Here is a 26,673-nt window from a genome sequence, read left to right on the forward strand (position 1 = left end):
GGTTTTTGGCCCTGTGTGATATGGACTCACATAGGGTCAATTCCTTTCAAGGGTCATAACGATCGACTTTCCCTCACGATCAAACGAAATACGGTTGCGATTCTCTGGATGAAAAAGTCCTGAACATAGATATCTTCCTCAAAAAAAAGGCTGTTGACTTTCTTTGTCAACAGCCTGCCCACAAAAGGATCGGTCTTTATTTCTATCTAAGGGATCATCCATTTCAAAACATAGGCTTGTAATAGAGTGATCGCACAGATGATCAACACGAGAAAAAGGCTGTGTTTGATCGTAAACCGGAATAAATCGCTCTCTTTACCGACCAATCCGGTCGAAGCTGTTGCAACGGCGATTGACTGGGGAGAGATCATTTTCCCGGTTACACCGCCGGAGGAGTTAGCGGCAACTGTGAGTACCGGATCGATTCCAATCTGATTTGCGGTGATCTTTTGCAAATTTCCGAACAAGGCATTGGATGAGGTGTCGCTTCCGCTGAGGAAAACACCCAGCCACCCGAGGACCGGTGCGAAAAAGGGAAATAAGACACCGGTTTTGGCTAGAGCAAGCCCCAGGGTAGCGCTCATACCCGAGTAATTAAAGATATAAGCCAATCCCAACACAGAGAAAATTGTAAGAAGAGGATAACGCAGTTCCACCAAGGTTTCCCCAAAAGTATAAAGCCATGTCTTAAACCGCATGCCGACCAGAAACATGCTGAAAAAGGAAGCGATTAAGATGGCAGTCCCGACAGCAGCCAACCAATCAAAGGTGAATACAGCTTCATACGGGGTCGGTTTGGTTACGATCGGGGGCATTTTTAGCACCGTTTGATGAAGGACGGGTACGCTCCATTTGTATGTCCATTGATTAAGGAAGTTCTTCACCGCGGGAATGCTCCACAATACGATCAAGCCGGTCAGTAAAAGAAAAGGGGACCAAGCGAGTAAAATTTGTCCGGTTGAATATACTTCTGTTGCAGCCGCTATTTCCGTTTCAGTGGCTTTTGTTTTATTTGTTACGGAATCAAAGCGGAATGTTTGTTTTGGTTTCCATATGCGCAAAAAGAAAGACAAAATGAGCAGGGTGATCAAAGAAGAGAGGATATCCGGCAGTTCCGGGCCGAGAAAGTTGGAAGAAAGATATTGGACAATGGCGAATGTACCGCCAGTCACGAAAATGGCCGGCATAACCTCCCGTGTCTTTTTCCACCCGCACATGACGAACACGAGCCAGAACGGAACAAATATCGATAAAAGCGGTAATTGACGCCCAACCATTTGGCTGATTTTAAACGGGTCTAAACCGGAGATAGTGCCAGCCACAGTGATCGGAATCCCGATGGCTCCGAAAGCGACAGGAGCTGTATTGGCAATGAGGCATATTCCAGCGGCATATAAGGGACGGAAACCTAACCCGGCCAAAAGAGCGGCCGTAATCACAACAGGAGTGCCAAAGCCGGCGCAACCTTCCAAAAAAGCGCCAAAACAAAAGGCGATCAAGAGGGCTTGCAGGCGATGGTCGTCGGTCAGGTTGGTGACCGATGCGCGAATAATGTCAAATTTCCCTGTTTTGACCGTTATTTTATATAAAAAAACTGCGGTAACAATAATCCATCCGATGGGAAATAATCCAACTGCTCCACCATAAACAAAAGAGAGGATCGACATTTTTACAGGCATATTGTATACCAACACCGAAATGAGAAAAGCCAAGACAACGGTAATCAGGCCAGCGATGTGCCCTTTGGTTCGCCGGAATGCGAGCGCCCAAAAAAAGTAAAGAATCGGTAAAACTGCTGCTAATGTCGACAGCCAAATACTTCCGGCCAACGGGTTATAAATTTGATTCCACATCCTTCTTCCCTCCCTGTTTGTTGTGAGCGCTTACAAAAGAGGTGGAGAATAAATTAGACTACAGAGACTGGGTATTGAAGTGAATGAATAGAGAATTAATTAAAATAATTCGATATATACGGAAAAATACCTCCCGATCTTCTGTACAACTAGCCGAGAAGTAACATTTTGAAGAGCATAACAGGATCCATGCAGGGATCGCCATTGTCTTCACGGTCGCAAATTAGACGCAATTTTGTTACAATCAAGTCGTGGAGTGAATCCTTTTCCGAGTTGGAGTGAAAGTATGAAAAGAATTGGGTTGGGAATTTTGATTCTTGTGATCGGAGTTTTCATATGGATGCAGTACGCTTGGGAAGATGTTGACAGAAAAGCGAAACAGGAGTCTGAGGTGACCGATGGGTATCGGTATCAGCCGAATCCGCGGAAAATCCCACAGGTTCCACCGGAACCGAAACCGATCCCACCTGCGAAACCCTCGAAACCGCAGCCGAAACCGTTACCGGATGCACCGTCTGAAAAGAAAGAAGCTAAGAAAACTGCAGGGGCATGATGCCTCTTTTTTATTGTTATCACCCCTTACCCAACAATTGAAACACCTTGAGCAAAAAGGCCGTGATCCCGGCGGCCATCAGCGGGCCAACGGGAATTCCTCGTAAAAACAGGATGCCGAAGATCGAGCCAATCACCAATCCAATGATCAGTTGGGGGTCGACCTTCAGCAAATCAAGACCTTTGCCATTCATATAAGTGGCCAACGCACCTCCCAAGAGTGCAAACACTCCGGGCCAAGTGGTAAAAACCGCAACGATTTCACGCAGATTGATCCTGCCGGAGGCAAAAGGGACCAGTACTGCAATGGTTAAAAACAGCAGACCCAGTTCCATCCCACGCCTTTCCACCGCACCGAAATATCGTTCCAGATGCGTGAGCTTCAGGATGAGCAACAGACTGGCCGCTGTTGCAATGATGGAAGATCGGCCTACCAATCCGATGAGAATCAATGCCACCAACAACAGGTCCGGTTTCATGTCCATCCCCTGTCCCACAGTCTTACCATCACTGTATGTACAAGGGGGACAAAATATTAAATGGAAATAATCCGACCTTGTTCCCACACAGGCACAATCGAATAGCGGTTCACTTCCAGACAGGCACGTAAATCTTCCCGAGCACCCATGCGCAGTAATCGTTGACCGGACTGACTCAACGAGAGGAATTCTTCCAACCGGTCGCGGCATCCCCAATAGCAGGCCTGCATGGATTGGCCCAGATCGTCAGAGACAGCATGGGGAACCTTTTTCATGATGAGGTCGATCATGAGTCCCGCGGCCGTCCCGTCTTCCAAGGAAAATGTGCCACGTGTACCGGAGCAGAGAAATACCAGATCTCGCTGAAGAGAACAGGCCCGTTCCACACAAGCGAGCGCGTTGAGAAAGCAGCCGACCAAAATGTGAGCGCCTTTGGACGCTTTGATCAAGGTCCGTGTCCCATTGGTGGTTGTGAGCGCGATTCCCCGTCGGTTTACGAGGGGAGACGCGTAATTACGGGGAGAATTGCCCAGATCGGATCCTTCCAAACGTTTGCCGTATCGTTCACCGCCCAGCAACAGACCGTCCCGTTTGGCGGATTGCTTGGCTTCATTGACGGTTGTATGCGGAACAACATGGGTGGCACCGTGGGCAAATGCGGTAACAATGCAGCTCATCGCCCGGAACACGTCGATCACGATAACGGTTTTATTTTGCAACCGGTCGGTTTGCAATTCATCCACATGGGGACAAACGGAGATATGCATCATTCGTGCCGCTCCATGCGTAATCCGATTGCAAACGTGTCCGAGCGAAGGCCGCGTCGAAGTGCTTCCACCGCGAGCGATTCCTGTGGGGATACGTTGCCCAGGTGTATGTCGGGGCCCAGCGCTTGGAGCAATTGTACCTGCTGGGATTTTTGCGGTGCTTCCCAGATCAGAAAGCGAGAGCCGATTTGTTCATGAACGGTGAACAGGTATTCCATATCGGCTTCCCCTTTTTCATTATAAATCCCGACATTTTTCCCCGATTCACGTCCCTCGACGATGACGAAGGCGGCTCCCGACTCACGATCTCGGTGATAAGTTTCCGTCAGCAGTGGGATGGGGGTGTACGAACCGTCCGCTTTTTTGCCGATTTCCGTGATGACGTTTAATCCGTTGCTCAAGGCTGCACGAATGTAATGATCCCGCTTCTTACGAGATAGCTCCACGGTGCCATCAGAAATTTCCATATAAGTGAACCCCAGTTCGACCAAAGCGGAAAAGTAACGTTCCACCTGATCCTGGGCATGGGCCACCTCGAACATCGTCCCACCCGGATACAAGATCACCTCTCGTGATTGCGCGATGGCCAGTTTTTCTCTCAAAATCGGAATAGGGGTCAGTGCTGGCGTGCCGAAACCCAGTTTGATCCAGTCGATATAGTCACCAGCTGTCGACACCAGATCACGAAAAGCGGACAATCCCAAACCTTTGTCAAGTATCATCGTGCATCCGGCCGTTCGCGGCTTAGATTGACGGATGCCGGACGGATCAATCATTTTCTGAGGCCAACACATCGCCGGCAACGATTTCATCCGTTTCGCCTCGCTTCCTTTCTCAAGGATCATACCCTTGATATGATATGCGGAAGCGCATGTCCGGTGCCCAATGTTGGCAACGTAAACGGGAAGAAAAGAAAAGAGACTGCAGAGCAAATGGTCAAACCACCCGCGATTTCGGGGAATTGTTTCCTTCATGCCCCTCTTTTGGCAGCTCAGCAGCTACTGGCGTAAAGGGATGACGCATTCTCTCATGACGATTGGCACTCCTTATACCTGCTGAAGCCGTTTTTTGCGTATCAGCAGACGTGACTGGCCGTCCGTTCCCCGCAGTCGTTTTGGTCGATGAATCACGAAGGCAGCTAAGATCCCCGTGATGGCGGTGAGGGCAGAAGAGCCGCCGAATAACCACCATTTGCTGTCGGCCAAGGCTCCAAAAATCGGTGGGCCCATCGCTACACCTAAAAAACGGACACCGTTATACAGTGATGTGATGATTCCCCGTTCCGCTGCATTGACCGCAGACGTGATCAACGTATTCAAACAAGGCAGAACCAATCCTGAACCGATTCCGCCGACAAACAGAACCCCTAACAGAAGGTATGTGTTGGTGATGAAGGGCACCAGTGCCATGACAACTGATACGGTAAACATGCCGGTGATAATGAAATGCTTCATCCGTTTGACGTTTTGATCGATATGGTTGCCGCACCAATAGGAGGTGATGCTCATGGCCGAAAGTGGAATGGCCAGGATCAATCCTTTGATCACACCGTCGATCCCGTATCGTTTTTCCAGCAAATCGGACAGGTAGAACAATACGCCGAAGAGGATGAACAGCGTGACGGCGCCGGACAAAAAAGCAACCGACAACCATTTCCCTTGTCGACGGAACGTTTTGATCACATGATCTTTGTACTGTGACAAGGGAGGAACATTTCCTTCACGCTTAGGCTCCTGAATGATCCACCACAATGCGATGACAGCAGGAACGACCAATGCCGGGAAGGTGAAGAAAAGGGCCGACCACGAAATCAGGGCGATCAACGATCCGAGTATCGGGCTGATCACTTTGCCCAAACCGTTTGCCGCTTCGATCATCCCGAGGACCTGACTGCGTTCATTGCCTTTATATAGGTCACTCACCAAGGCCATGGTGATCGGTGCGGTCCCTGCAGCCCCGATCCCTTGGATGATGCGACCGATCAACATCAAGGTATACGAACCGAATGCAGACAACCCGGCTACTATCCCACCCGCACCATAGAGCAGCAAACTGATGGCGATGATTTTTTTTCGGCCGAACCGGTCGGACAATATACCGGCCAACGGAATGATGATGCCTGCGGGAACAGAAAACAAAGTGATCAGCAAACTGACTTGCAGCGACGTTATCCCCAGTGATTCACGAATCGACGGTAAAGCGGGAATGATCATGGAATTCCCCAATACCATCAAAAGTGGAACCGAACTCAAGACAGCGATGTCCCGCCATGAGTGGTGACGAGAGGCGTCCTCTTTTTGCTTGGGGGAAGAAACCGTCATGTTTGGCAACTTCTGTCTCCTCCTTTTCACCTGTACACACCGAATAGACTTCCCCAACCGACGGATTTTTACTGTTACGAATCTCGCGGTCGCAGAAAAACCACAATAGGAATGAAGGTCGATTCGTGAGGAGGAGACGTGAATATGGATACCATGCATCATGATTTGCGCAAGGATATCGCGTTTATTCAAGGCATGATGGAAGGATCGGGTCAAATCGATCAGCGCATGGAGGGGAAAGTACTCTCCCGGCTGTTAACGTTGGTCGATGATTTGATCGAAGAAGTGCATCAATCGAATCTGCGGTTGAGCGAATTGGAAGAGTACGTGGAAGCGGTGGATGAAGACCTGAACGAATTGGAGTTGTTGGTATACGACGACGAGGAAGATGAAGATGAGAACGCCGGATTTTTTGAGATGGAGTGTCCCAAGTGCGGGGAGCAAGTGTTGATCGATGATGACATTTTCGACGATGATGACACATATGAAGTACTTTGTCCCGAATGCCATACGGTATTGCTCGTCAATGATGATGAGCCTGATCGAGACACGGAGGAAACGGAAACGGTACAAACGACACATTCCTGACGGGAAATCCATTTTCTTTCGCACGCAAGGGCGACCCTATTTGGGTCGCTTTTTCTTTTGGGCTTGGGCATAAAGGATACAAGCCTGCCATATAGATTAGGTAAAACCCGCATGAACAGGAGGTTTTCCCCGTGTTGGATGCCATTCTGCCGGTTCTCCCGCCGTCCATACGGGATGTAATTGCCGCACTTCCCGAGGAGGTTCGGCAACGCGTGGAGGAGATTCGCATTCGGGAAAACCGCCCGTTGGAGGTGGTGACAGCGGAAGGAACCGGTTTTGTTGCGACGGGAGGGAGATGGGGGACCCGTCCAGAGCGAGCGTATGTACCCGACAGAGAGGATTGCACCAAACTGCTCAATCTGATCAGCCAACATTCCCTCTATGCATTGGAGGAAGAGCTACGGCGCGGATACGTAACGGTGGACGGCGGACACCGGATCGGCTTGGCAGGGAAGGTGGTGGTGGAGAACGGGAAAGTGAAGCATTTGCGCGATGTGACAGGATTCAATATCCGGTTGGCCCGTCAGGTGAAAGGGACGGGGAAGGCGTTGATCCCGTATGTGTTCGGACCGGATCACGTGGAAAACGTGCTGATCGTCTCCCCGCCACAGTGCGGCAAAACTACGTTGTTGCGCGACCTCGCGCGCATCGCAAGCGTGGGGGAACGGGGCGTGAAGCCCAGAAAGGTCGGTATTGTGGACGAGCGTTCGGAAATCGCGGGATGTTTACGGGGAGTTCCGCAACATGATGTCGGTCCGCGCACGGATGTGTTGGACGCCTGCCCCAAGTCTGAGGGCATGATGATGATGATCCGGTCGATGTCCCCGGAAATTCTGGTGGTGGATGAAATCGGTCGAAAAGAGGACAGCGATGCGGTTTACGAAGCTGTTTTTGCCGGTGTGAACCTGTTTGTCACGGCGCATGGACGTTCACTGGATGAGATTTGTCGTCGTCCCGGATTGACCGGACTGATCCGTGAGGGCGTCTTCACCCGTGTGGTGTTGTTGAGTCGCCGCCTTCGTCCCGGCACCATTGAGGGGATTTATGACAGTTCACTGAAGAGGGTGGATCGGGAGCGGTCGGTGCGGGCGAGATGTTGAAACTGCTGGGTGCCGTTTTCATCCTGGTCGCTTCCTCGACTGCAGGTTTTCGCGTCGCCAAGCGTTATGCCGACCGACCTCGTCAGATTCGTTCCTTGCTGCAATCGTTGGCCATTTTGGAAACGGAGATTGTGTATGGCTCACGCCCGCTGGCGGAAGTGATGATTCATATCGCCGATCGCGAACCGTTCCCTGTGGGAAAGCTGTTTCGGGAATGCGGAACCCGTTTGCGCGCCTTGGACGGTGCATCTGCCTATGAATGCTGGAGAAGGGCGATCGAGGCGATTTGGGAGCAAACGGCCATGCGTCAACCGGAGTGGGAGATTCTGCTCCATTTCGGTCAGACGTTGGGGGTCTCCGACCGTCAGGACCAATTGCAACACATTCGGATGGCCATGGCTCATCTGAAGGCGGAGGAACAGCACGCCCGGGATGATCAGGCCCGATATGAGAAAATGTGCAAAAGCTTAGGCATTCTGGGAGGAGCCTTGCTGGTCATCCTGATGTACTGAGGAACACAACCCGCTCGGAGGTGGAGGGACGTAAGCGATGCCATTCGACGTTGACGCCGTCTTTCAGATCGCGGGGATCGGGATTATCGTGGCGATGATTCACACGATCCTCAAACAGATGGGAAAAGAAGATTGGGCACATTGGGTGACGCTGATCGGGTTTGTCGTGGTGCTGTTCATGGTCGCCATGCTGATACAGGATCTGTTCCAAACGATTAAAAACGTCTTTTTGTTCCGACCGTGACGGGAGGCGATCCCGGTGGAAATCATTCAGGTGGTCGGCCTCGGTTTGATCGCCACGTTTTTGATCCTGATCATCAAAGAGCAGAAACCGATGTTCGCCTTCCTGTTGGCCACATTTGTCGGGGTTATCATCTTTATCGCGTTGGCAGACAAAATCGCCGATGTGATCCGGGTGATTGAATCCTTGGCGGAACAGGCGAAGGTCAACACGCTTTTCCTGGGTACAATCCTCAAGATTATCGGCATTGCCTACATCGCCGAATTCGGTGCGCAAGTGACGCGGGACGCCGGTCAAAATGCGATCGCGTCCAAGATTGAACTGGCGGGCAAAATCCTCATCATGGTGATGGCGATTCCAATTATCACGCTGATCATCGAAACCGTGATGCAAATTTTGCCCTCATAAGGATGATGGATGATGCGCAGACGATGGTCCTTACTGGTGTTCATGTCTCTTTTCTGGATCTTGGCGCCGTCGATCGTACAGGCAGCCTCGGAAGCGTCCTTGCAGGATCGCGTAGTGAAGACGCAGTTGGATCAATTGCAGACACAGGAACTGGAATCCTATTGGAGACAATTGCAACAAGAATACGGCAAGTTTTTTCCCGGTCAGCAACCCCCCAGTCTGTTTGATATGATCTTGTCCAAATCGCGGGACGGATTTCAGCTGAACGACATATTCCAGAGCATGTTGCGCTACTTTTTTCACGAGGTGCTGTACAACGGAAAATTGCTGGGCACGATCATCATCCTGACGGTGTTCAGTATGTTGCTCCAGACACTGCAAACAGCGTTTGAGCAGAATCAGGTAAGTAAAGTCGCGTATGCGGTGGCGTTCATGGTCATCATCATTCTGGCCGTCGACAGCTTTTCCACCGCCGTCGATTCCGCCAAATCGGCAATCCATACCATGATCCAGTTCATGCTCGCACTGGTGCCGCTCGTGTTGACTCTTTTGGCTTCAATGGGCAATATCGGCTCGGTCGCGATGTTCCACCCACTGATCGTGTTCATGATTCACGCAATCGGTACGCTGATCTATACCGTTGTGTTTCCGCTCTTGTTCTTCTCGGCGGTATTGAGCATTGTCAGCTGTTTGTCCGAAAAGTACAAGGTGAACCAGTTGGCCAATTTATTGCGCAGAATCAGTGTGGGTTTGCTAGGGTCACTGCTCACGATCTTTCTCGCCGTGATCTCGGTACAGGGGGCCACAGCGGCAGTGGCGGACGGTGTGACGATTCGAACGGCCAAATATGTGGCGGGCAACTTCGTTCCCGTGGTGGGGCGCATGTTTTCCGACGCGGCAGATACAGTGATCGGGGCGTCTCTCTTGGTCAAAAATGCCATCGGTATGGCGGGAGTATTGATACTCCTCCTGATCAGCGCGTTTCCTGCGGTCAAAATTTTGTCGCTCGCTTTCATCTACAACTTTTCGGCAGCGGTGATGCAACCCTTGGGAAACAGCCCAATCATCCAATGTCTCAACATCATCGGCAAAACGCTCATCTACGTGTTTGCTTCACTCGCCACCGTGGGGTTGATGTTTTTCCTGGCCGTCACGATTATTGTCGCGGCAGGAAATATTTCAGTCATGATGCGGTAGGTGATGGGGATCATGATGGAAATGATCAGCGATTGGCTGCGGCAGATCGTGCTGCTTGTTCTCATCGCCACATTCATCGATCTCCTGTTGCCCAATCATTCGATGGACCGGTATGTGAAGCTCGTCATGGGTCTTTTGATCATCCTGGCCATTTTGTCCCCTGTCTTCTCTCTGATCCGAAAAGACTGGGACGTCTCCGCCCTGGCATTTCGGAACGGCGGTACCGATGTGCAGGACATGACATCATTGGAATCAATCCGGCAACGAGGGGAAACGTTAGGCCGGACACAGGACCAGTTGATCAAGGAGCAGGCAGAGGACCAAATGGCCCAATCGATCAGGCATGAGATCGAGGATCGTTTCCGCGTCACCGTTTCCTCCGTGCAAGTCAAAGCCGCTACACCTGCAGACAATCGGCCGCCCGATGTCTCGCTCGTTTCGCTCGTCGTCACGCCGGAAGCTCTTGGATCACAGGAGGGACAGACGGCGGTGGCACCGGTCAAGGAGGTGGGACCGGTCGAGATCGATACGATGAAACAGGAACCGGCGGAGCAGAAGAGGGCGGGGGACGATGAGCTGTCCCGCCGTATCCGCACCTTCTTGCAGGAGACGTGGCATTTGCGCCCCGGCCAGATCCACGTGTCGGTGGAACAAGCAGGTTAGGGAGGGGAATCCGGTGTTCAGACGGCTGTTGGAACAGTTGGAAGGAAGAGGTGGGCAAGGGAAATCACACATCCAACCATTTCGTTGGTTGATACTGCTAGGGTGTTTAGGGGCCGGGTTGATGATTCTCTCTTCGTTTTTCTCCGTCCAGAACGAAGTGGTTCCGCCGGATTCCGCCCGCCAACTGCACCCCGCTGTGGATACCGCCGCAAGAAAGTCTTCTGATAAAATGACGATCCATGAATACGAAGCCGAGTACGAATCCCAACTATCGGAAACACTCAGCAAAATCGTCGGAGTGGAAGATGTTACCGTGATGATCAACATGGCATCTTCGGAGGAAGAGGTGCTGGCCAAGGATGCACGAACGCAGGAGCAGACAACAAGTGAAAACGACCGTAGAGGGGGGACGCGCAAGATCGAGGAACAGAGTGAAGATGAAAAAGTGGTGCTGTACCGTGGGAATGACGGGGAGCAACCCATCGTTGTCAAACGGTTGAAACCGGTCGTAACGGGAGTGTTGATCGTGGCCAAAGGGGCGGAAAATCTGCAGGTGAAAGCTGCTATCATCGAAGCTGTTCAACGGGTGCTGGACGTCCCGATCCACAGGATATCAGTATTGCCAAAAGGATGAAGGAGGGGTATTCCATGACCATGAACAAGCAAACCATGTGGTTGGTGACGATGCTCACCTTGATGGTGGTGTTATCCGCTTACTACATCGTGACCGGTCCGGTGGAGCCTGCGAATCAGTCGGTTCAGAAGGAGAAAGGCCCCGCACCGGCGGATGTGAGCGTCAAAACGACCAAATCGTCATCCGATGCAGGAAAAGAGCTGTCGGAGGAAAATGCCGGCGATTACTTTGTCGGATACCAGTTGCAGCGCAGTACGCTCAGATCCAAAATGACGGAAGAGTACATGAAAATCTTGACCGATCCCGAATCAAGCCAACAGCAACTGAAGGAAGCAGAAGCGAAAATCAATCAGTTGATGAAGGTAGACAAAACGGAGTCCGTTCTGGAAGAGCTGATTCGGAGCGAGGGATTTCACGATGCTGTCGTGATTACGAACGATCATCATGTGGATGTAATTGTACAGGCGGACAATTTGGCCAATCGTCAAGTGGTAAAACTGATCAGCCTGGTGAAAGAAAGGCTGAATATCCCGGCGACGCAGGTGTCGGTGGCTTATCGGCCTTGAAGGAAGAAAAAGTCGCTCGTGGGAAAACGGCCACTTTATCTTGGGAAAGCGGGACCGAATTTCCCGTAGAGCGACTTCAGCTGTAGCGCTACGGAGCGGAAACTGAGCCGTTTCCAAGGGGAGGAAACGGTTTTTGTTTTGCGCTGATGGCAGTGGTGACACCTATATCACTGCTTGTCCAACAGAGATGCACCGGCGATACCAGGATGCGTCATTTCGTAAGGGTCCAGTATGAGATCCAGTTCTTCTTCGGTCAGGACATCGTACTTCAGGCACAATTCACGCACCGATTGCCCCGTCAAAACAGCCTCACGTGCGATGCGGGCGGCTGTTTCATATCCGATGTGTGGGTTCACCGCGGTGATGACGCCCACGCTCTTTTCCACATACTCTTTTAACCGTTCTTTGTTTGCCTGGATACCGGACAGACAATAATCAGTAAACACGCGAAATGCATTGTTCATGATGCTGATCGATTGCAGCAGGTTAAAGACCAAGACGGGCTCCATCACGTTCAATTCAAGCTGTCCCGCTTCGGATGCCAGACAGATGGTATGATCGTTGCCGATCACCTGAAAGGCGACCTGGTTGATAACTTCCGCCATGACGGGGTTTACTTTCCCAGGCATGATAGAGGAACCGGGCTGACGGGCCGGCAGGGTGATCTCCCCGAGTCCCGCACGGGGGCCGGATGCCATCAGACGCAAGTCGTTGGCGATCTTGGACATGTTCATCATGCACACTTTCAGTGCCGCGGAAACTTCCGTATAGGCATCCGTGTTCTGTGTGGCATCTACGAGATGATCCGCACGCACCAACGGATAACCGCTGATCTCGGCCAGATGTTTGACCACACTTTCGATATAGCGCGGATCTGCGTTCAATCCTGTGCCGACGGCTGTGGCACCCATGTTCACTTCATACAGATGCTGGCGCGATTGCTCAATTCGTTTGATGTCGCGTGCCAACACCCGGCTGTACGCCTCAAACTCCTGGCCGAGACGAATGGGAACGGCATCCTGCAGATGAGTCCGTCCCATTTTGATGATGGGGTCGAACTCCTCCGCTTTCTTCTCAAACACTTGATGCATGCGTTTCATGGTTTCCAACAGTTGATCCAAAAGCGTCAACGTGGCGATGTGGATCGCGGTTGGAAATACGTCATTGGTCGATTGGGACATGTTGACATGGGTATTGGGACTGAGAGCAAAATAATTTCCTTTTTCTTCACCCAACAGTTCAAGTGCACGGTTGGCGATCACTTCATTGGCGTTCATGTTGATGGATGTCCCTGCCCCGCCCTGGATTGGATCCACGATAAATTGGTCATGCCATTTGCCGTCGATGATTTCCTGTGCGGCTGTGACGATCGCGTTCCCCAAGCGGGGATTCAGGCGACCGGTTTCCATGTTGGCGAGGGCGGCCGCCTTTTTAACCATCGCCACTGCTCGAATGAGCGATTCATGTAGACGGTAACCTGTAATCGGGAAGTTTTCTTTTGCACGCAGTGTTTGGATACCGTAATATGCGTCAGCGGGAATTTCTTTTTCCCCGAGAAAATCTTTCTCCTTGCGATATGCAGATGCTTGGATCATCGGGTTCACTCCCTTACTACGTATTTGAAGAATGTCTGGTGATGAGGTCCGCATTGCTTTCCCGACTCGCTCTACCTGTGCCCTGCAAAGAACGGATTCAAGCCCCTAAAACCGAAAGCGCAGGATAAGGGCAAAGTACGCTGCGTATAGCAGAAGTTGCCCGCAATACATCCTGCGCATTCTCGTCTGGGAATCCGTTGTGCCTGAGCATTTTACCGACAGGCTTTAGACGGATATATCGTCAGCGATGGGTGTTTCCATGAATCGTTTGACTTCCTGAAGATCGTTGGTCTTGCCCAAAGCCCACATCAACTTGGGGACGATCGCTTCCGTGTTCATGTCCCTCGATAGAATGATCTGGTTTTGAGCGGCTTTTCGTCCCACTTCATACAGCAGGATGTCTTCACCTTCTTCCAGACATTGTGTGGTGATCACCACCGCAACGCCCGCATTGGTCAGCTCTCTCAGTTTGGGCAGCAGATTTCGGCCTTGGAACGGGATACCACCGCTTCCGAAACTCTCGATGATCACACCTTTATATAGATGGCGAATGCAGTCAAACAGCTCCGGTTTGGCTCCGGGATGCAATTTCATCACAAACACATCGGGGCACAGAGAAGTATCCAGTATCAATTCGCCCTGTTTTTTGGCGTGGACGGATTTGTAGTACGTCACATTCGGACCGTTGATATATGCGACATACGGATGATTGATACTTTCAAACGCATCGTAGCTTTTGGTTCGCATCTTGACTGCCCTTGTGCCCTGAATCACCTTGCCGTCAAACACGATAAAAACGCCGCCGATCTCCTCGCATGCAAATCGAACGGCATCCGCAATGTTTTTCTTGGCATCGGTTCGTTTGAAACTGATGGGAACTTGAGAACCGGTCAGGACGATCGGTTTGGTGACGTTTTGCAGCATATAGGACAAGGCCGCAGAGGTGTAGGCCATCGTGTCCGTCCCATGCGTAATGATAAATCCATCGTACCGATCATAATGCCGATAGATGGCTTTCGCGATCTCGACCCAGAATTCCGGTTGCATGTTGGTACTGTCGATATTCATCAGCATTTTGCTTTCCAACTGATAATCCGATGTATCCTTCGGTAGGTACCTCGCAAGCTCTTCTGCGCTCATCCCTGGAGCAAGTCCTTCCGCGCTCGGAACGGATGCGATCGTTCCCCCGGTGGCCAACAGCAGCAATTTCTTCATACCCTTCACCTCTTCCGCTCTCGGGCTTTCCGCGTGTTCAGACGATTCCGGATGGTGGTTGCAAGAATCAAATGAATCATTGTATATTAACGTAGGGTGTACGCTTATTGCGAACGTCCAAGAGTAATTATAGGGTGGATATGGTCGTAAATCAAGAAAATTGTATTCGTTTCGCGTACCATGGTATCGTCAAGATGGGTGGGAAAGGAGGAGAGGCGATGCTCCTGGACAGAATCATCGGTTTGCGAAAACAAAAAAAGTGGTCCATACAATATACCGCAGATCAACTGGGGATAGCCAAAAGCACATATGCAGGGTATGAATCGGGATATCGTCGCCCCTCGCTGGAAGCGATCAAGAGCATCGCGGATCTGTTTGAAACCTCAGTGGATTATCTGATCGGTCGTGTCGATGATCCCACCTTTCATCCCGAAGGAAAGGAAATCGAATTGACGCAATTATCCCGACAGAAATTGACTGTGGACGGACAACCTCTTTCGGAAGAAGAGATCCATCAGCTGATTGCCTTCATCCGAGCCAAACGTGAGATCACCGGAAATGAAAATGCAGGCTGATACTTGAAAGTACTTGAAGAACAACGCCGGTTGCTCCTTGACCCGCTTTTTGAACCTTCTGCTCCGATATGGAGCTTCTTTTTTTATGTTGATACACATTTACAACGTAACATTGTTATGTTATATTGGGAATCGAGAGAGGAGGTGGCCGTCCATGGACGAAAAGCTGATCTCCAAAAAGGAGCTGTTGCGGCTTACCGGCATTTCATACGGTCAACTGTACAGATGGAAGCGGAAGAACCTGATTCCGGAAGAATGGTTCATTCGCAAGTCAACCTACACGGGTCAGGAAACCTTTTTTCCAAAACAGAAGATATTGGACCGAATCGACAAGATCAAACGGATGAAAGATGATTTGTCATTGGATGAAATCGCGGAGCGATTGTCCCCCAATCTTACAAAGGTGATGCTGCCTGTTGAAGAGATTATCAAACGTAACATTGTTTCAAAAGGAGTATGGAATTTGTTTGCTGATGAGTGGACCGAGGCAAAGACACTCCACTTTGAGGAAATCCTCCGCTTGTACGTCGTAGCCCGTACACTGAAAACGGGCAATGTCAGCTTGGAAGAGGCACGTCGCGTCTGGTCCATGCTGGAAGCGCATGCCTCCCATATTCGGGAACAAAAGGGAGAGTTGTGGATCATCCGCAAAATGGGGATCGCGATCAGTTTGTTGACCGATTCCGTTCAGGAGCTGCATATCGAAGCGGATGCCAAGGTAGTGGTACGGCTTTCTTTGGCACAATGTGCTGAAGAGCTGAAAATCAGCATGATGGACGGAGGGATGTGAATGGATCGCAAGGAGCACCGGGATTTTGTCGTGGCCGGACGGGCCAGCACTGCGGGTGGCGAATTTGACCGCGTGTCCATCCAAGGCGACGGGCACGTGGACGGAGATTTGACATGTACGGAGTTGAAATGTCACGGGAAGTCGCACATCACGGGTAACGTGAAAGCAAGCGATGTAAAGGTATACGGCTCCACCCGGATTGACGGCCGTGTGGAATCGGAGGAGCTTCGGGTCCGCGGTCATGCGGAGATTGGCGGACACTTGTCCTGCCGGCAGATGGAAGCGGAAGGGATGCTCCATGTAGGCGGTCCAGTGACGGCAGAAGAAGTAACATTAGAAGGACAGCTCAATGTGAAAGAAGATGTGGAAGCGGAATCTTTCTCGGCCAAGGGTGTTTTCACAATCGACGGGCTGTTGAATGCAGGACAAATCGTGGTGCAGCTGTACGGGGACTGCCGGGCGAAGGAAATCGGTGGCGAAAAGATCGAGGTGCGGAAAAAGGGTTTCTCATTTTGGTTCAAGCCGTTCTCACATCATCTGGAGGTTGATATGATCGAGGGGGATGAGGTCCACTTGGAAAACACCCGGGCAAACGTGGTACGGGGCAATCGTGTCATCATCGGACCGGGTTGCGAAATCGGATTGGTGGAGTATCACGATCATTTCCACCGGGATCACAGCGCAAAAGTAAAGGAATCAAAAAAGCTGTGAGTGTAAATGAGTCCCCACCCAGATGCTGACGCGCATCCGTGTGAGGGACTCTTTCGTCATCGCTGTTCTCCGAACTACATAGCATAAGAACTGCACCGTTCAAGGGAGAACCGTTGCCGCTTTCTCTGCGACATCGGGCTTTTGCACCAGTTCCAGGTGATCGTAGGAATCATAGGTGGCGAGATGAATGGCTCCTTCGATATAGGCGCTGCTCGTCGGCACCAATCCGTCACTGTCAGTTTGGTATTTGGTGAACAGGGTCATCCATCCTACAAAATTCTCTCCATTCACACCCCAAGTATCATAACCATCAGCATCTCCCTGAACCGTATAGATTTTTCCACCGTTAAAAAGGGGAGCACCTTTCACCGGATACTGTTGGTTAAACTTTTCGACCCAGGCAGGATCCAAGTTGGATTGTGCTTTTTCGCCGCCGTAGATATATTTCGCGGCAAATTCGTAATCATTTGCCAGCGGAGATCCATGATGCGGAGTACCCAGGGTGACCAGTCCCGCAACAGTGCCGGGGTAGTCGTAGATGTAACGCCGGGCGACCAGTCCGCCTTGACTGTGGGCAATGATATCAAATTGCTTGCTGAGTCCGTATTTCTTTTGAAGGATTTGCACTTTTTCATGAACCTGATTCACCCAGTCCGAGATATACTCCGACCCGGCCGTATTGTCATTTCTGCCGATAAAGGTGACGGTTTTGCCGTTCAATACCCGGGTTTGCACCTCATTCGAATCATTGGCATAAATCACGTACACATTGCCGGAACCCCAAACATTTGCTACTGTGGTTAAAAAATGATCGCTCCATCGATGAGCGTTTCGAAGGCCGTGCAACAAAACCAAGTCGTATTTTTTGGTGGCGAGTGTCTGGGCGGCAGTTTCTTTGCTTTCTTTGCCGGAGGTGGCTTGACCGATACCTGGTATGGTCAGAGTCAATGCCACCAGAAAAGAGAAAACCGCAACGCCGATTTGACGCATCGTCACATCCCCTTTTCCGATCAAAATTTATATTGGAGAAATACGGATCAGGCCATTCTCCATGATCTTCGATCACGCTAAAGGGTTTTTAATTATTTGATTTTTCATTATAATGAAGATTTAATCCAAAATCAACCTGCCAAAACCATATGCTACAGAAGCACACAGAAAACGCTTGCAAAAAGGGGGCGGATGTTGTAAAATCGGACACACAAGGTTGCAACCGTTTTCAATTTTCCCTCACAAGTTAATCGTGGATGAGAGATGGAGAACCACAATTTCCTTTCAATGGGGTTGAAGGGGACATTGTGGTTTTTTTCATGCAATGCACTTTCAATAATTCCGTATGTTTAGAATAACAAGATATCCAAAGTGGGAGGGAGAACTTTGTCTCATTTTCTCGCCGAGTTGATCGGCACAATGATTCTGATTATTTTGGGAGATGGCGTAGTTGCCGGTGTCGTATTGAACAAGTCCAAAGCGCAAAATGCAGGCTGGGTGGTGATCACCTTCGGATGGGGCTTGGCTGTGATGGTGGCTGCCTATTGCGTCGGCCATTACAGTGGTGCCTATCTTAACCCGGCAGTGACTGTCGGTTTCGCGATGGCGGGGAAACTGCCGTGGGCCGAGGTTCCAAGCATGATCTCGGCACAGATGATCGGGGCGTTTTTGGGAGCCGTCGTGGTTTGGTTGCATTACCTGCCCCATTGGAAGGAAACGGACGATCCTGAAGCGAAATTGGGTGTGTTCTCCACGATCCCGGCCATTCGCCATACGTGGTCCAACTTGTTGAGTGAGATGATCGGCACGTTCGTGTTGGTATTGGCTTTGCTGGCATTTGGTGCCAAAGGAGTGGTCTTCGCCGACGGTTTGCAGACACTGGTGGTGGCCTTGTTGATCGTTTCGATCGGGATGTCGCTCGGCGGCACCACAGGTTATGCCATCAATCCTGCACGGGATCTGGGACCGCGCATCGCCCATGCGCTGTTGCCCATACCCGGGAAAGGAAGCTCCGACTGGGGGTATGCCTGGATTCCCGTAGTCGGTCCGCTTGTAGGTGGGGTACTGGCATCATGGGTTTATTTGCAGTTATTTCATTGATTCTTTTGAAAGCGTTTGAATGCATAAGTATCCGATGATTCATTATGGGGACAATGTTGTCCCAAGAGAGAAAACAGTACACTCGGATAAAGATGAACACAGTGCGGAGGCGGGAGACATACGATCTTGTCAGGACATTGTCAGCCGCCTCGATTGAAGGAGTAAACCGGGAGGGGTTAGAGGATGGAAAAGAAATACGTGTTGGCCATTGACCAGGGAACCACCAGTTCTCGGGCGATCATCTTTGATCGCGAGGGAAAAGTGGTGGGCGTGGCGCAAAAGGAGTTTACCCAGATTTTCCCTCAACAAGGTTGGGTCGAACACGATGCATTGGAAATTTGGGGCTCCGTGCTAAGCGTCATCCATGAGGTGTTGGCCCGTTATCCGGTAGCGGCCCAAGAAATTGCGGCGATCGGGATTACCAACCAGCGAGAGACCACCGTGGTCTGGGACAGACATACGGGTGAACCAGTGTATCATGCGATCGTGTGGCAATCCCGGCAGACGGCCGATATATGTGAACGGTTGAAAGCCGATGGTTACGAAGAAACGGTTCGTGACAAAACCGGTTTGCTGATCGACGCTTATTTTTCCGGTACCAAGGTGAAATGGATTCTGGATCATGTTGAGGGGGCGCGGGAAAAAGCGGAACGAGGAGATCTGTTGTTCGGCACCATCGATACCTGGCTGGTGTGGAAGCTCTCCGGCGGCCGGGCCCATGTCACTGACTATTCCAATGCGTCCCGGACGCTGATGTACAACATTTTCGATTTGCGTTGGGACGATGAACTGCTGAAGATGTTGACCGTTCCCCGCTCCATGTTGCCGGAAGTGCGCTCATCGTCCGAGGTGTACACCACTACTGATCCCACGCTCTTTTTCGGGGAAGAAGTACCCATTTCCGGAATCGCGGGCGACCAACAGGCAGCGTTGTTCGGTCAGGCTTGTTTTGAACCGGGCATGGCCAAAAACACATATGGCACCGGTTGCTTTATGTTGATGAACACGGGGGAAAAAGCGGTCCGTTCGGGACACGGACTTCTGACCACACTGGCTTGGGGACTGGACGGCAAGGTGGAGTATGCACTGGAAGGCAGCATTTTTGTCGCCGGTTCGGCCATCCAATGGTTACGGGACGGGCTGCGTCTCATCAAAACGGCGGCGGAAAGTGAAGAGTTGGCGCAAAAAGTGAGTTCCACCGACGGGGTTTACGTCGTGCCGGCATTTGTGGGATTGGGTACACCCTACTGGGACAGCAATGTCCGTGGAGCGGTGTTTGGCTTGACGCGCGGAACGAATAAGGAACACCTCGTGAGGGCCACGTTGGAATCCCTCGCTTATCAGACACGGGACGTGTTGGGGGCGATGGAGGCCGATGCGGGCATTCGTCTGAAAAAGTTGCGCGTCGACGGCGGTGCCACTGCTAACAATTTCCTGATGCAATTTCAAAGCGACATCCTCGGGGTTTCGGTCGAACGTCCGGTGGTGCTGGAAACCACCGCGCTCGGTGCCGCCTACTTGGCAGGATTGGCCGTCGGTTTCTGGTCGGACAAAGAAGAGATCGCAAAGAACTGGCAGGTTGACCGCAATTTTGAGCCTGAAATGGATCACAACACGCGGGAAATGTTGTATAATGAATGGTTGAAGGCGGTGGAAGCAGCGAGAGCGTTTAAGTAAACCCGCCGCTTGTGACAAGTTAATACACGGTGGAGACGGGAGACAGCCACAAGACCTTATGTGAGGGCATAAGGGATTGTGGCTTTTTTTGTCATACAATAGAAAAAAGGTGGGGTTGGTATGGGTCAATCGTTTTCTGCACGGGAACGTTCCCGTGATGTACAGACGTTATCGGAGCAGGAATGGGACTTGTTGGTGATCGGCGGAGGCATTACCGGAGCGGGAATTGCGTTGGATGCGCAAACCCGCGGCATCAAAACAGCGCTGATCGAGATGCAGGATTTTGCCGCTGGTACGTCCAGTCGGTCCACCAAATTGGTACATGGTGGTTTGCGCTATCTCAAACAATTGGAATTCGGATTGGTTGCCGAAGTGGGACGGGAACGTACCATTGTTTACGAAAACGCCCCGCATGTGACCACGCCGGAGTGGATGTTGCTCCCGATCGTCCGGGGAGGTACTTACGGCAAATGGGCCGCTTCCTTCGGTGTCTACCTCTACGACTGGCTGGCCGGCGTGAAAAAAAGTGAGCGACGAAAAATGTTGAACGCAGAGGAGACGTTGGCCAAGGAACCCCTTCTGCGCAAGGCGGGATTGAAAGGATCCTGTATTTATGTCGAATACCGCACCGACGATGCTCGTTTGACGCTGGAGGTGTTGAAGGAAGCAGTGGCGCAGGGGGCTTTGGCGGTCAACTATGTCAAGGCGACCGATTTCCTGTATCGGGACGGAAAGTTGGTCGGTGTCAAAGCGATGGATCTGCTCCATCGCCGCGAGGTAGAGATCACCGCCAAAAAAATCGTCAATGCGGCAGGTCCCTGGGTAGATTTTTTGCGTGAAAAGGACGGTTCCAAACAGGGGAAAACGCTGCACTGGACTAAAGGCGTACACATCGTGGTGGATCAGTCTCGTTTTCCGTTACGCCATGCCGTCTACTTCGATACGTCGGACGGACGGATGGTATTTGCCATCCCCCGGGACGGGAAAACGTACATCGGTACGACGGATACTGACTATCATGAGGATCTGAAGCATCCGCGCATTACAGTGGAGGATCGGGATTATCTGTTGCGGGCGGTCAATAGGATGTTCCCCAGTCTAGGGTTGACTCCCAACGATATCGAGTCCGGCTGGGCGGGGATCCGACCGTTGATCCACGAGGAAGGAAAGGCGCCGTCGGAGATTTCTCGCAAGGATGAGTTGTTCCGTTCGGATTCCGGGCTCATCACCATCGCTGGCGGGAAGCTGACGGGATATCGGAAAATGGCGCAAAAAGTGGTTGACCTTGTCGCTTCTGAACTGGCTGCGGAAACCAAACGGGATTTCGGTCCGTGCCGGACGGCTGATCTCCCCTTGTCCGGTGGCAAATTCGGAGGGTCTGCCCATTATCCCGTATTTCTAAAGGAACAAACGCGTGTGGGCATGAAGTTGGGGCTTGCCAGGGAAGAGGCGGAGAAATTGGTTCGCCGATACGGTTCCAATGTGGGTCTGGTGTATAATATTGTGGAACATCGAAGCGAGGAAGCTGCTTCATTCGGACTCCCGCCGGAGGTGTTCGCTGCCCTGGTATACGGTGTGGAACATGAAATGACCGCTACCCCGAGTGATTTCTTCATCCGTCGCACCAGTGCGATGTTCTTCGATATCGACTGGGTTCGCAGGTGGAAAGAACCGGTGACGACGGCGATGGCACATCTGTTGGGATGGGATGAAGAAACAACAGAACAACATCGTCGAGATCTGGAGCAACGATTGACCGAGGCGACGGAAGTGGTGTGAATGCTTCGCAGGAATATTGGCCATTTATCAAAACGAGCGAATGCGACTATTTGTAAACACACCTGCCCCATTTGGAAGCGATGGGAGGAGGACCATGCATTTTCATCAACAGAAAATCCTGCCTGCTGCCAAAAGCATCAAGGATTTTGAAGCACTAATGGACAGTACGTATCAATACATCATCCTGCTGGACTGTCATGTTGCACAATTGAAAGCGTTGATCCAATTGGCCAACCGCCACAGCAAAAAAGTATTGCTCCATGTCGATCTGATCCAAGGACTCAGAAACGATGAACATGCCGCTGAATTTCTGTGTCAGCAAATTAAGCCCGCAGGGTTGATTTCGACCCGAACTCAGGTAGTGCACGTGGCGAAGAAAAAGAAACTGATCGGCATCCAGCGGATTTTCCTGCTGGATACCCATGCGTTGGAAACCAGTTACCGTCTGTTGGAGACGTCTCGTCCGGATTATATCGAAGTGCTACCCGGAATTATCCCACACATGATCCGGGAAGTTCATGAACGAACCGGGATTCCGGTGTTGGCGGGTGGTTTGATCCGTACACCCGAAGAAGTAGAACAAGCCCTCTACGCGGGTGCCGTCGCTGTGACTACCTCCAATCGTTCTCTCTGGAAACTGCGCTCATAAAATCGAAAACGAAAAGCGTCCCGTCAAAACGGGGGTGTGAGACTGCTGACCAGGTAGCAGGGCAGCAGTCTTTTTATGTCGAAATAAAAAGATACCATCAAAGGAAAAAAGCGGAATCGACCAACAGGAGCGGTGGATTGCATCAGAATATAACAGCAGATCTGACAATGCGACTTTCCTGAGTTCAATGGGCATACGATTGAGGCAAGGGATTGTCTCATGTGTGCCAGGTGGCAAATCAACAGGATGTGTCCGGATCCAGTGGGTAAATAGCGATTTCTGTCTCATTTAAGGACGTGATGTGAGATTTGTCTGAGTCAAGTCATAGAAGAGGTGAACTGATTTGAGACTGCAAAACAAAGTGGCTCTGATTACCGGGGCGGGCTCCGGAATTGGGAAAAGCACGGCGTTGTTGTTTACACGGGAAGGCGCCAAGGTGATTGTCAATGATGTTGCTGAGCATGGCGCTGAGACAGTGGCAGCAATTCGCCGGCAGGGTGGAGAGGCGATTTTTGTCCGGGCAGATGTGACGCGGGCGTCTGAAGTGGAAGACATGGTGCAACAGGTGCTGGCTCAATATGGGCAGATTGATGTCCTGTTTAACAATGCGGGGATTTCCGGGGTCGGGGCACTGCATGAGACGAGCGAAGAACAGTGGGATCGGGTCGTGAACGTCAACATCAAAGGCGTATTTTTGCCAAGTAAGTATGTGATTCCTCATATGATGGAACGCAAGCAAGGCGCGATCATCAACATGTCTTCCTGCATCGCGGAAATCGGACTGATGCGTAGGGCAGTCTATTCCGCCACGAAAGGAGCGGTGCTGGCGCTGACCAAGTCGATGCAGGTTGACTATGCCCCGTACAATATCCGGGTAAACGCGTTACTTCCGGGTACGATTCTAACTCCGTTTGTGGAAAATTACCTGCGTACGTCATACGACAATCCGGAAGAAGCGTTACATACCATTCGCCAAAGACAGTTAAGCGGAGACTTGGGACGACCTGAAGATGCTGCGAAAGCAGCTTTGTTCCTCGCATCCGATGAATCGAAGTTTATGATGGGCTCACCGCTTTATGTCGACGGCGGCGTCACGTTTGGAAAAATGGCGTAAACCAATTCAGGGGAGGTTTTTCCATTGAAACTGTTGACATTTCGGACAGAAGACGGTTTGCAATCAGGAGTTCTCACAGAAAAAGGGGTTTTACAGATCCCTGTCACGATCGAACAGGTGCTGAATGGCGGTTCGGAAGCGTTAGTTGATCTCGCAACCTATGTCAAGCAGGCGCTGGAAAAAGAAAGCGATCACCAGTTTCTGAAAGAAGAAGAATTGCAATTCGGGCCTTGTCTACCGAATCTGGGAAAAATCATCTGTGTCGGTCTCAACTACCGCAAACATGCGGAAGAGTCGAATATGCCGATCCCTGAATACCCCATCTTGTTTAACAAGTTTCATAATACGATTGCCGCCCACCAGGATGTCATCCTGTTACCGTTTCATGCACAACAGGTGGACTATGAGGCAGAATTGGGCATCGTCATCGGCAAAACAGCAAAACGGGTAACAAAGGAAGAGGCGCTTACGTATGTGTTTGGATACTGTGCCGCAAACGATTTGTCAGCTCGCGATTTACAGTTCCGTACAAACCAATGGTTATTGGGGAAATGCTGTGACGGATTTTGTCCGGTCGGACCTTATCTGGTGACAGCCGATGAAGTCGAGAATCCTAACGCTTTGGGAATTCGCACCTACGTGAACGGGGAAATCCGGCAAGATTCCAATACGGCCGATATGATATTCCATTGCGATGAATTGGTCAGCTATATTTCCCAATACATGACGCTCCAACCAGGTGATATCATTCTGACGGGTACGCCGGAAGGCGTAATTTTCGGCTATCCAAAAGAACGACAGGTCTGGCTGAAAGACGGGGATGAGTTAACAGTTGAAATCGATCAATTGGGACGTCTTACGAACAGGATGAAACAAGAGGTATAAAAGGATGTAAGCCGGGATGAAATCGGTCGGCTACCGGCGGATTGATCCTCCTCGAGAGATTGTGAACTTTTATTGACAACATGAACACGGTTTAGTAATATGAATTTTGAAAAGAGATAAACTATAAAGATAAAATTGAATTTTACATTATCAAACCACCGGTGATTCCCGGTTTTTTTGAAAGCGCCAAATGAAAACTGGGTTTTACAGTGTAAAACTCGATAGGAGTTGATCTTCGCGGAAGGTAGAAGTGACGAGAGAGTGGGACATCCAGATTCAAATGAATCCGGTTTCAAATATTCGCATCTAGCTGAAACGATAACAACTCAAAATCTAACTCATGCGTTTGGAAGGGAAATGATACGATGAACCAAAGAACAAGAGTCAGATGGATCATAGCGCTGTTAATGTGGGCTGCCATTGCAATCAACTACTTGGACCGGACCATCCTCTCTGCTGCGGCGCCAACTCTGATGAAGGAATTTCACATTTCCCCTATAGAGATGGGTGTCGTGATGTCCGCCTTTTTCTGGACGTATATGCTTTTTCAGATACCGGCCGGTTGGTTTGCAGATCGGGTGGGGCAACGACTTTCACTTGGACTGGCAGTTACCTGGTGGTCGATCGCCACTGCTTTGACGGTAGTGTGCCGGGGCGTTACATCGCTTGTTTTCGTCCGTGTTTTATTGGGGATTGGAGAATCGGGAGCTTATCCGAGCAATGCTGGGGTTACGGCCAAATGGTTTCCCGACAAGGAACGGGCTCGGGTTTCCGCTATTTTTGACAGCGGTTCCAAAGTGGGGACGGCACTGGCGATGCCGCTGGTGGTGTGGATGCTAACCGCTTTTGGCTGGGAGACGCCGTTTATCGTTGCCGGATTAATCGGTTTGGTTTGGGTGGTTATATGGTGGGCATATTACCGCGATCCTGAGAAACACAAATACGTCAATCAGGAAGAATTGAATTACATTCGTGAAGGACAGACGAAAAAAGAAGGCATTGACAATGTACAGCCCATGAAGTGGTACGAGCTGCTGAAATACCGCAACATCCAAGCCATGTGCGTCGGATTTTTCATGCTGAATTACGCCATCTACTTTTTCATAACTTGGTTCCCCACTTATCTGGTGGAAGAGCGCGGCATGCAGCTGATGAAAATGGGCTATGTCTCGATGATTCCCCCCTTGGCAGGCTTGGTGGCGGAATTGTTTGCCGGTTGGTTCTCAGACTATTTGTATATGAAAGGACTTTCGTTGACACTGGCCCGGAAGATCAACCTGGTCGGTGGTATGCTACTGGCAACCTCGATTGCGTTTGCGGGTTTGGTGGATTCCGCTGTCTGGTCGGTCGTTTTACTGTCGGTTTCCTATGCGGGTCTGACTTTTGCGGCGTGCGCGATCTGGTCGCTGCCAGGGGATGTGGCACCGCGCAACATGACATCAGTGGTGGGGGGGATACAAAACTGCGTCTCCAATATGGGGGGCATTCTTGGTCCGATCGTCACAGGATTCCTCATTTCCACCACTCATTCGTTTATTCCAGCACTGTTGGTATCAGGCGCAGCCACACTAATCGGAGCTTTGACGTATGCATTCTGGCTGGGCAAGATAGAGCCGATCAATCCCACCGGTCCGCATGTAAACCGTTTGTCTTCCACTGCGAAAGCATAAAATCGCTCGCAGGATTTCGAACCGAGGTTAACGGCGTATTG

At 51.0% G+C, this 26,673-nt stretch carries 27 protein-coding genes; 19 read left to right on the forward strand and 8 right to left on the reverse strand.

What is annotated here, in order from left to right; all coding sequences use genetic code 11:
- Positions 1-206: 206 nt before the first annotated feature.
- The 5 genes from KI215_RS06605 to KI215_RS06625 form a co-directional block, all read right to left on the reverse strand.
- Positions 207-1,853 (reverse strand): lactate permease LctP family transporter, encoded by a 1,647-nt coding sequence (locus tag KI215_RS06605; protein ID WP_212774750.1) that lies wholly within the window; start codon positions 1,851-1,853, stop codon positions 207-209.
- A 572-nt stretch (positions 1,854-2,425) separates the two neighbouring features.
- Positions 2,426-2,884, reverse strand: a complete 459-nt coding sequence (locus KI215_RS06610; protein WP_212774751.1) for a DUF441 domain-containing protein — start codon at positions 2,882-2,884, stop codon at positions 2,426-2,428.
- A 56-nt stretch (positions 2,885-2,940) separates the two neighbouring features.
- Positions 2,941-3,654: a 2-phosphosulfolactate phosphatase gene (locus tag KI215_RS06615; RefSeq protein ID WP_212774752.1), complete on the reverse strand. Its 714-nt coding sequence runs from the start codon at positions 3,652-3,654 to the stop codon at positions 2,941-2,943.
- Positions 3,651-4,463, reverse strand: coding sequence for a phosphosulfolactate synthase (comA, locus tag KI215_RS06620; protein WP_212774753.1), 813 nt, complete (start codon positions 4,461-4,463; stop codon positions 3,651-3,653). The genes KI215_RS06615 and comA overlap by 4 nt, the downstream gene beginning before the upstream one ends.
- A gap of 234 nt (positions 4,464-4,697) precedes the next feature.
- Positions 4,698-5,972, reverse strand: a complete 1,275-nt coding sequence (locus KI215_RS06625) for an MFS transporter (protein ID WP_246512281.1) — start codon at positions 5,970-5,972, stop codon at positions 4,698-4,700.
- Positions 5,973-6,116: 144 nt separating this feature from the next.
- On the opposite strand from KI215_RS06625, the gene KI215_RS06630 reads away from it, so the two are divergent.
- The 9 genes from KI215_RS06630 (at position 6,117) to KI215_RS06670 (ending at position 11,881) form a co-directional block, all read left to right on the forward strand.
- Positions 6,117-6,560: a CD1247 N-terminal domain-containing protein gene (locus KI215_RS06630; protein WP_212774755.1), complete on the forward strand. Its 444-nt coding sequence runs from the start codon at positions 6,117-6,119 to the stop codon at positions 6,558-6,560.
- 134 nt (positions 6,561-6,694) lie between these two features.
- Positions 6,695-7,660 carry a stage III sporulation protein AA gene (gene spoIIIAA / locus KI215_RS06635; protein WP_212775099.1) on the forward strand — a complete coding sequence of 322 codons (966 nt, stop codon included), beginning with the start codon at positions 6,695-6,697 and terminating at the stop codon, positions 7,658-7,660.
- Entirely contained in the window at positions 7,654-8,172 is a 519-nt protein-coding gene (gene spoIIIAB / locus KI215_RS06640; protein ID WP_212774756.1) for a stage III sporulation protein SpoIIIAB, read from the forward strand. Before spoIIIAA ends, spoIIIAB begins: the two co-directional genes overlap by 7 nt.
- Before the next feature lie 37 nt (positions 8,173-8,209).
- A complete protein-coding gene (gene spoIIIAC, locus KI215_RS06645) occupies positions 8,210-8,416 on the forward strand; it encodes a stage III sporulation protein AC (protein ID WP_205495199.1) in 207 nt (68 codons plus the stop codon).
- Between the two features lie 15 nt (positions 8,417-8,431).
- Complete coding sequence (gene spoIIIAD, locus KI215_RS06650; protein WP_212774757.1) at positions 8,432-8,821, forward strand: stage III sporulation protein AD; 390 nt, start codon at positions 8,432-8,434, stop codon at positions 8,819-8,821.
- Between the two features lie 9 nt (positions 8,822-8,830).
- Positions 8,831-10,018, forward strand: coding sequence for a stage III sporulation protein AE (gene spoIIIAE / locus KI215_RS06655; RefSeq protein ID WP_212774758.1), 1,188 nt, complete (start codon positions 8,831-8,833; stop codon positions 10,016-10,018).
- A gap of 12 nt (positions 10,019-10,030) precedes the next feature.
- Positions 10,031-10,681 (forward strand): stage III sporulation protein AF, encoded by a 651-nt coding sequence (gene spoIIIAF / locus KI215_RS06660; RefSeq protein ID WP_212774759.1) that lies wholly within the window; start codon positions 10,031-10,033, stop codon positions 10,679-10,681.
- Between the two features lie 13 nt (positions 10,682-10,694).
- Positions 10,695-11,315 (forward strand): stage III sporulation protein AG, encoded by a 621-nt coding sequence (gene spoIIIAG / locus KI215_RS06665; protein ID WP_212774760.1) that lies wholly within the window; start codon positions 10,695-10,697, stop codon positions 11,313-11,315.
- A 14-nt stretch (positions 11,316-11,329) separates the two neighbouring features.
- Positions 11,330-11,881 carry a SpoIIIAH-like family protein gene (locus tag KI215_RS06670; RefSeq protein ID WP_212774761.1) on the forward strand — a complete coding sequence of 184 codons (552 nt, stop codon included), beginning with the start codon at positions 11,330-11,332 and terminating at the stop codon, positions 11,879-11,881.
- A gap of 167 nt (positions 11,882-12,048) precedes the next feature.
- On the opposite strand, the gene aspA is transcribed toward KI215_RS06670, so the two are convergent.
- Entirely contained in the window at positions 12,049-13,476 is a 1,428-nt protein-coding gene (aspA, locus tag KI215_RS06675; protein WP_212774762.1) for an aspartate ammonia-lyase, read from the reverse strand.
- Between the two features lie 225 nt (positions 13,477-13,701).
- A complete protein-coding gene (locus KI215_RS06680) occupies positions 13,702-14,691 on the reverse strand; it encodes an asparaginase (protein ID WP_212774763.1) in 990 nt (329 codons plus the stop codon).
- 218 nt (positions 14,692-14,909) lie between these two features.
- Here KI215_RS06680 and KI215_RS06685 point away from each other — a divergent pair, with 218 nt between their 5' ends.
- The 3 genes from KI215_RS06685 (at position 14,910) to KI215_RS06695 (ending at position 16,767) form a co-directional block, all read left to right on the forward strand.
- Positions 14,910-15,266: a helix-turn-helix domain-containing protein gene (locus tag KI215_RS06685; protein WP_212774764.1), complete on the forward strand. Its 357-nt coding sequence runs from the start codon at positions 14,910-14,912 to the stop codon at positions 15,264-15,266.
- A gap of 154 nt (positions 15,267-15,420) precedes the next feature.
- A complete protein-coding gene (locus tag KI215_RS06690) occupies positions 15,421-16,056 on the forward strand; it encodes a YhbD family protein (RefSeq protein WP_212774765.1) in 636 nt (211 codons plus the stop codon).
- On the forward strand, positions 16,057-16,767 hold the full coding sequence (locus KI215_RS06695; protein ID WP_212774766.1) for a polymer-forming cytoskeletal protein: 711 nt from the start codon (positions 16,057-16,059) through the stop codon (positions 16,765-16,767).
- Positions 16,768-16,866: 99 nt separating this feature from the next.
- Here KI215_RS06695 and KI215_RS06700 read toward each other — a convergent pair whose 3' ends face one another.
- Positions 16,867-17,757, reverse strand: coding sequence for an alpha/beta fold hydrolase (locus KI215_RS06700; protein ID WP_212774767.1), 891 nt, complete (start codon positions 17,755-17,757; stop codon positions 16,867-16,869).
- Between the two features lie 387 nt (positions 17,758-18,144).
- On the opposite strand from KI215_RS06700, the gene KI215_RS06705 reads away from it, so the two are divergent.
- From KI215_RS06705 to KI215_RS06735, 7 genes are all read left to right on the forward strand, one after another.
- On the forward strand, positions 18,145-18,858 hold the full coding sequence (locus KI215_RS06705) for an MIP/aquaporin family protein (protein ID WP_212774768.1): 714 nt from the start codon (positions 18,145-18,147) through the stop codon (positions 18,856-18,858).
- A gap of 183 nt (positions 18,859-19,041) precedes the next feature.
- A complete protein-coding gene (glpK, locus tag KI215_RS06710; protein WP_212774769.1) occupies positions 19,042-20,535 on the forward strand; it encodes a glycerol kinase GlpK in 1,494 nt (497 codons plus the stop codon).
- Between the two features lie 120 nt (positions 20,536-20,655).
- Complete coding sequence (locus KI215_RS06715; protein ID WP_212774770.1) at positions 20,656-22,314, forward strand: glycerol-3-phosphate dehydrogenase/oxidase; 1,659 nt, start codon at positions 20,656-20,658, stop codon at positions 22,312-22,314.
- 94 nt (positions 22,315-22,408) lie between these two features.
- Positions 22,409-22,963 carry a glycerol-3-phosphate responsive antiterminator gene (locus KI215_RS06720; RefSeq protein ID WP_212774771.1) on the forward strand — a complete coding sequence of 185 codons (555 nt, stop codon included), beginning with the start codon at positions 22,409-22,411 and terminating at the stop codon, positions 22,961-22,963.
- Between the two features lie 343 nt (positions 22,964-23,306).
- Positions 23,307-24,077, forward strand: a complete 771-nt coding sequence (locus tag KI215_RS06725; RefSeq protein ID WP_212774772.1) for an SDR family NAD(P)-dependent oxidoreductase — start codon at positions 23,307-23,309, stop codon at positions 24,075-24,077.
- 24 nt (positions 24,078-24,101) lie between these two features.
- Positions 24,102-24,962, forward strand: coding sequence for a fumarylacetoacetate hydrolase family protein (locus KI215_RS06730; RefSeq protein WP_212774773.1), 861 nt, complete (start codon positions 24,102-24,104; stop codon positions 24,960-24,962).
- A 365-nt stretch (positions 24,963-25,327) separates the two neighbouring features.
- Complete coding sequence (locus KI215_RS06735) at positions 25,328-26,632, forward strand: MFS transporter (protein WP_212774774.1); 1,305 nt, start codon at positions 25,328-25,330, stop codon at positions 26,630-26,632.
- The last annotated feature ends 41 nt before the right edge of the window (positions 26,633-26,673 follow it).

Origin of the sequence: Polycladomyces abyssicola, assembly GCF_018326425.1 — a bacterium.
Classification (GTDB): domain Bacteria; phylum Bacillota; class Bacilli; order Thermoactinomycetales; family JIR-001; genus Polycladomyces; species Polycladomyces abyssicola.

What these genes read in the sequence shown, in the direction of transcription:
- KI215_RS06700 (WP_212774767.1), bottom strand. Translation starts at nt 17,757, where the DNA reads ATGCGTCAAATCGGCGTTGCGGTTTTCTCTTTTCTGGTGGCATTGACT.
- KI215_RS06610 (WP_212774751.1), bottom strand. Translation starts at nt 2,884, where the DNA reads ATGAAACCGGACCTGTTGTTGGTGGCATTGATTCTCATCGGATTGGTA.
- glpK (WP_212774769.1), top strand. Translation starts at nt 19,042, where the DNA reads ATGGAAAAGAAATACGTGTTGGCCATTGACCAGGGAACCACCAGTTCT.
- aspA (WP_212774762.1), bottom strand. Translation starts at nt 13,476, where the DNA reads ATGATCCAAGCATCTGCATATCGCAAGGAGAAAGATTTTCTCGGGGAA.
- spoIIIAF (WP_212774759.1), top strand. Translation starts at nt 10,031, where the DNA reads ATGATGGAAATGATCAGCGATTGGCTGCGGCAGATCGTGCTGCTTGTT.
- KI215_RS06630 (WP_212774755.1), top strand. Translation starts at nt 6,117, where the DNA reads ATGGATACCATGCATCATGATTTGCGCAAGGATATCGCGTTTATTCAA.
- spoIIIAB (WP_212774756.1), top strand. Translation starts at nt 7,654, where the DNA reads ATGTTGAAACTGCTGGGTGCCGTTTTCATCCTGGTCGCTTCCTCGACT.
- KI215_RS06625 (WP_246512281.1), bottom strand. Translation starts at nt 5,972, where the DNA reads ATGACGGTTTCTTCCCCCAAGCAAAAAGAGGACGCCTCTCGTCACCAC.
- KI215_RS06685 (WP_212774764.1), top strand. Translation starts at nt 14,910, where the DNA reads ATGCTCCTGGACAGAATCATCGGTTTGCGAAAACAAAAAAAGTGGTCC.
- spoIIIAE (WP_212774758.1), top strand. Translation starts at nt 8,831, where the DNA reads ATGATGCGCAGACGATGGTCCTTACTGGTGTTCATGTCTCTTTTCTGG.
- spoIIIAC (WP_205495199.1), top strand. Translation starts at nt 8,210, where the DNA reads ATGCCATTCGACGTTGACGCCGTCTTTCAGATCGCGGGGATCGGGATT.
- KI215_RS06720 (WP_212774771.1), top strand. Translation starts at nt 22,409, where the DNA reads ATGCATTTTCATCAACAGAAAATCCTGCCTGCTGCCAAAAGCATCAAG.
- KI215_RS06715 (WP_212774770.1), top strand. Translation starts at nt 20,656, where the DNA reads ATGGGTCAATCGTTTTCTGCACGGGAACGTTCCCGTGATGTACAGACG.
- KI215_RS06695 (WP_212774766.1), top strand. Translation starts at nt 16,057, where the DNA reads ATGGATCGCAAGGAGCACCGGGATTTTGTCGTGGCCGGACGGGCCAGC.
- KI215_RS06670 (WP_212774761.1), top strand. Translation starts at nt 11,330, where the DNA reads ATGACCATGAACAAGCAAACCATGTGGTTGGTGACGATGCTCACCTTG.
- KI215_RS06615 (WP_212774752.1), bottom strand. Translation starts at nt 3,654, where the DNA reads ATGATGCATATCTCCGTTTGTCCCCATGTGGATGAATTGCAAACCGAC.
- KI215_RS06605 (WP_212774750.1), bottom strand. Translation starts at nt 1,853, where the DNA reads ATGTGGAATCAAATTTATAACCCGTTGGCCGGAAGTATTTGGCTGTCG.
- comA (WP_212774753.1), bottom strand. Translation starts at nt 4,463, where the DNA reads ATGAAATCGTTGCCGGCGATGTGTTGGCCTCAGAAAATGATTGATCCG.
- KI215_RS06735 (WP_212774774.1), top strand. Translation starts at nt 25,328, where the DNA reads ATGAACCAAAGAACAAGAGTCAGATGGATCATAGCGCTGTTAATGTGG.
- KI215_RS06680 (WP_212774763.1), bottom strand. Translation starts at nt 14,691, where the DNA reads ATGAAGAAATTGCTGCTGTTGGCCACCGGGGGAACGATCGCATCCGTT.
- KI215_RS06690 (WP_212774765.1), top strand. Translation starts at nt 15,421, where the DNA reads ATGGACGAAAAGCTGATCTCCAAAAAGGAGCTGTTGCGGCTTACCGGC.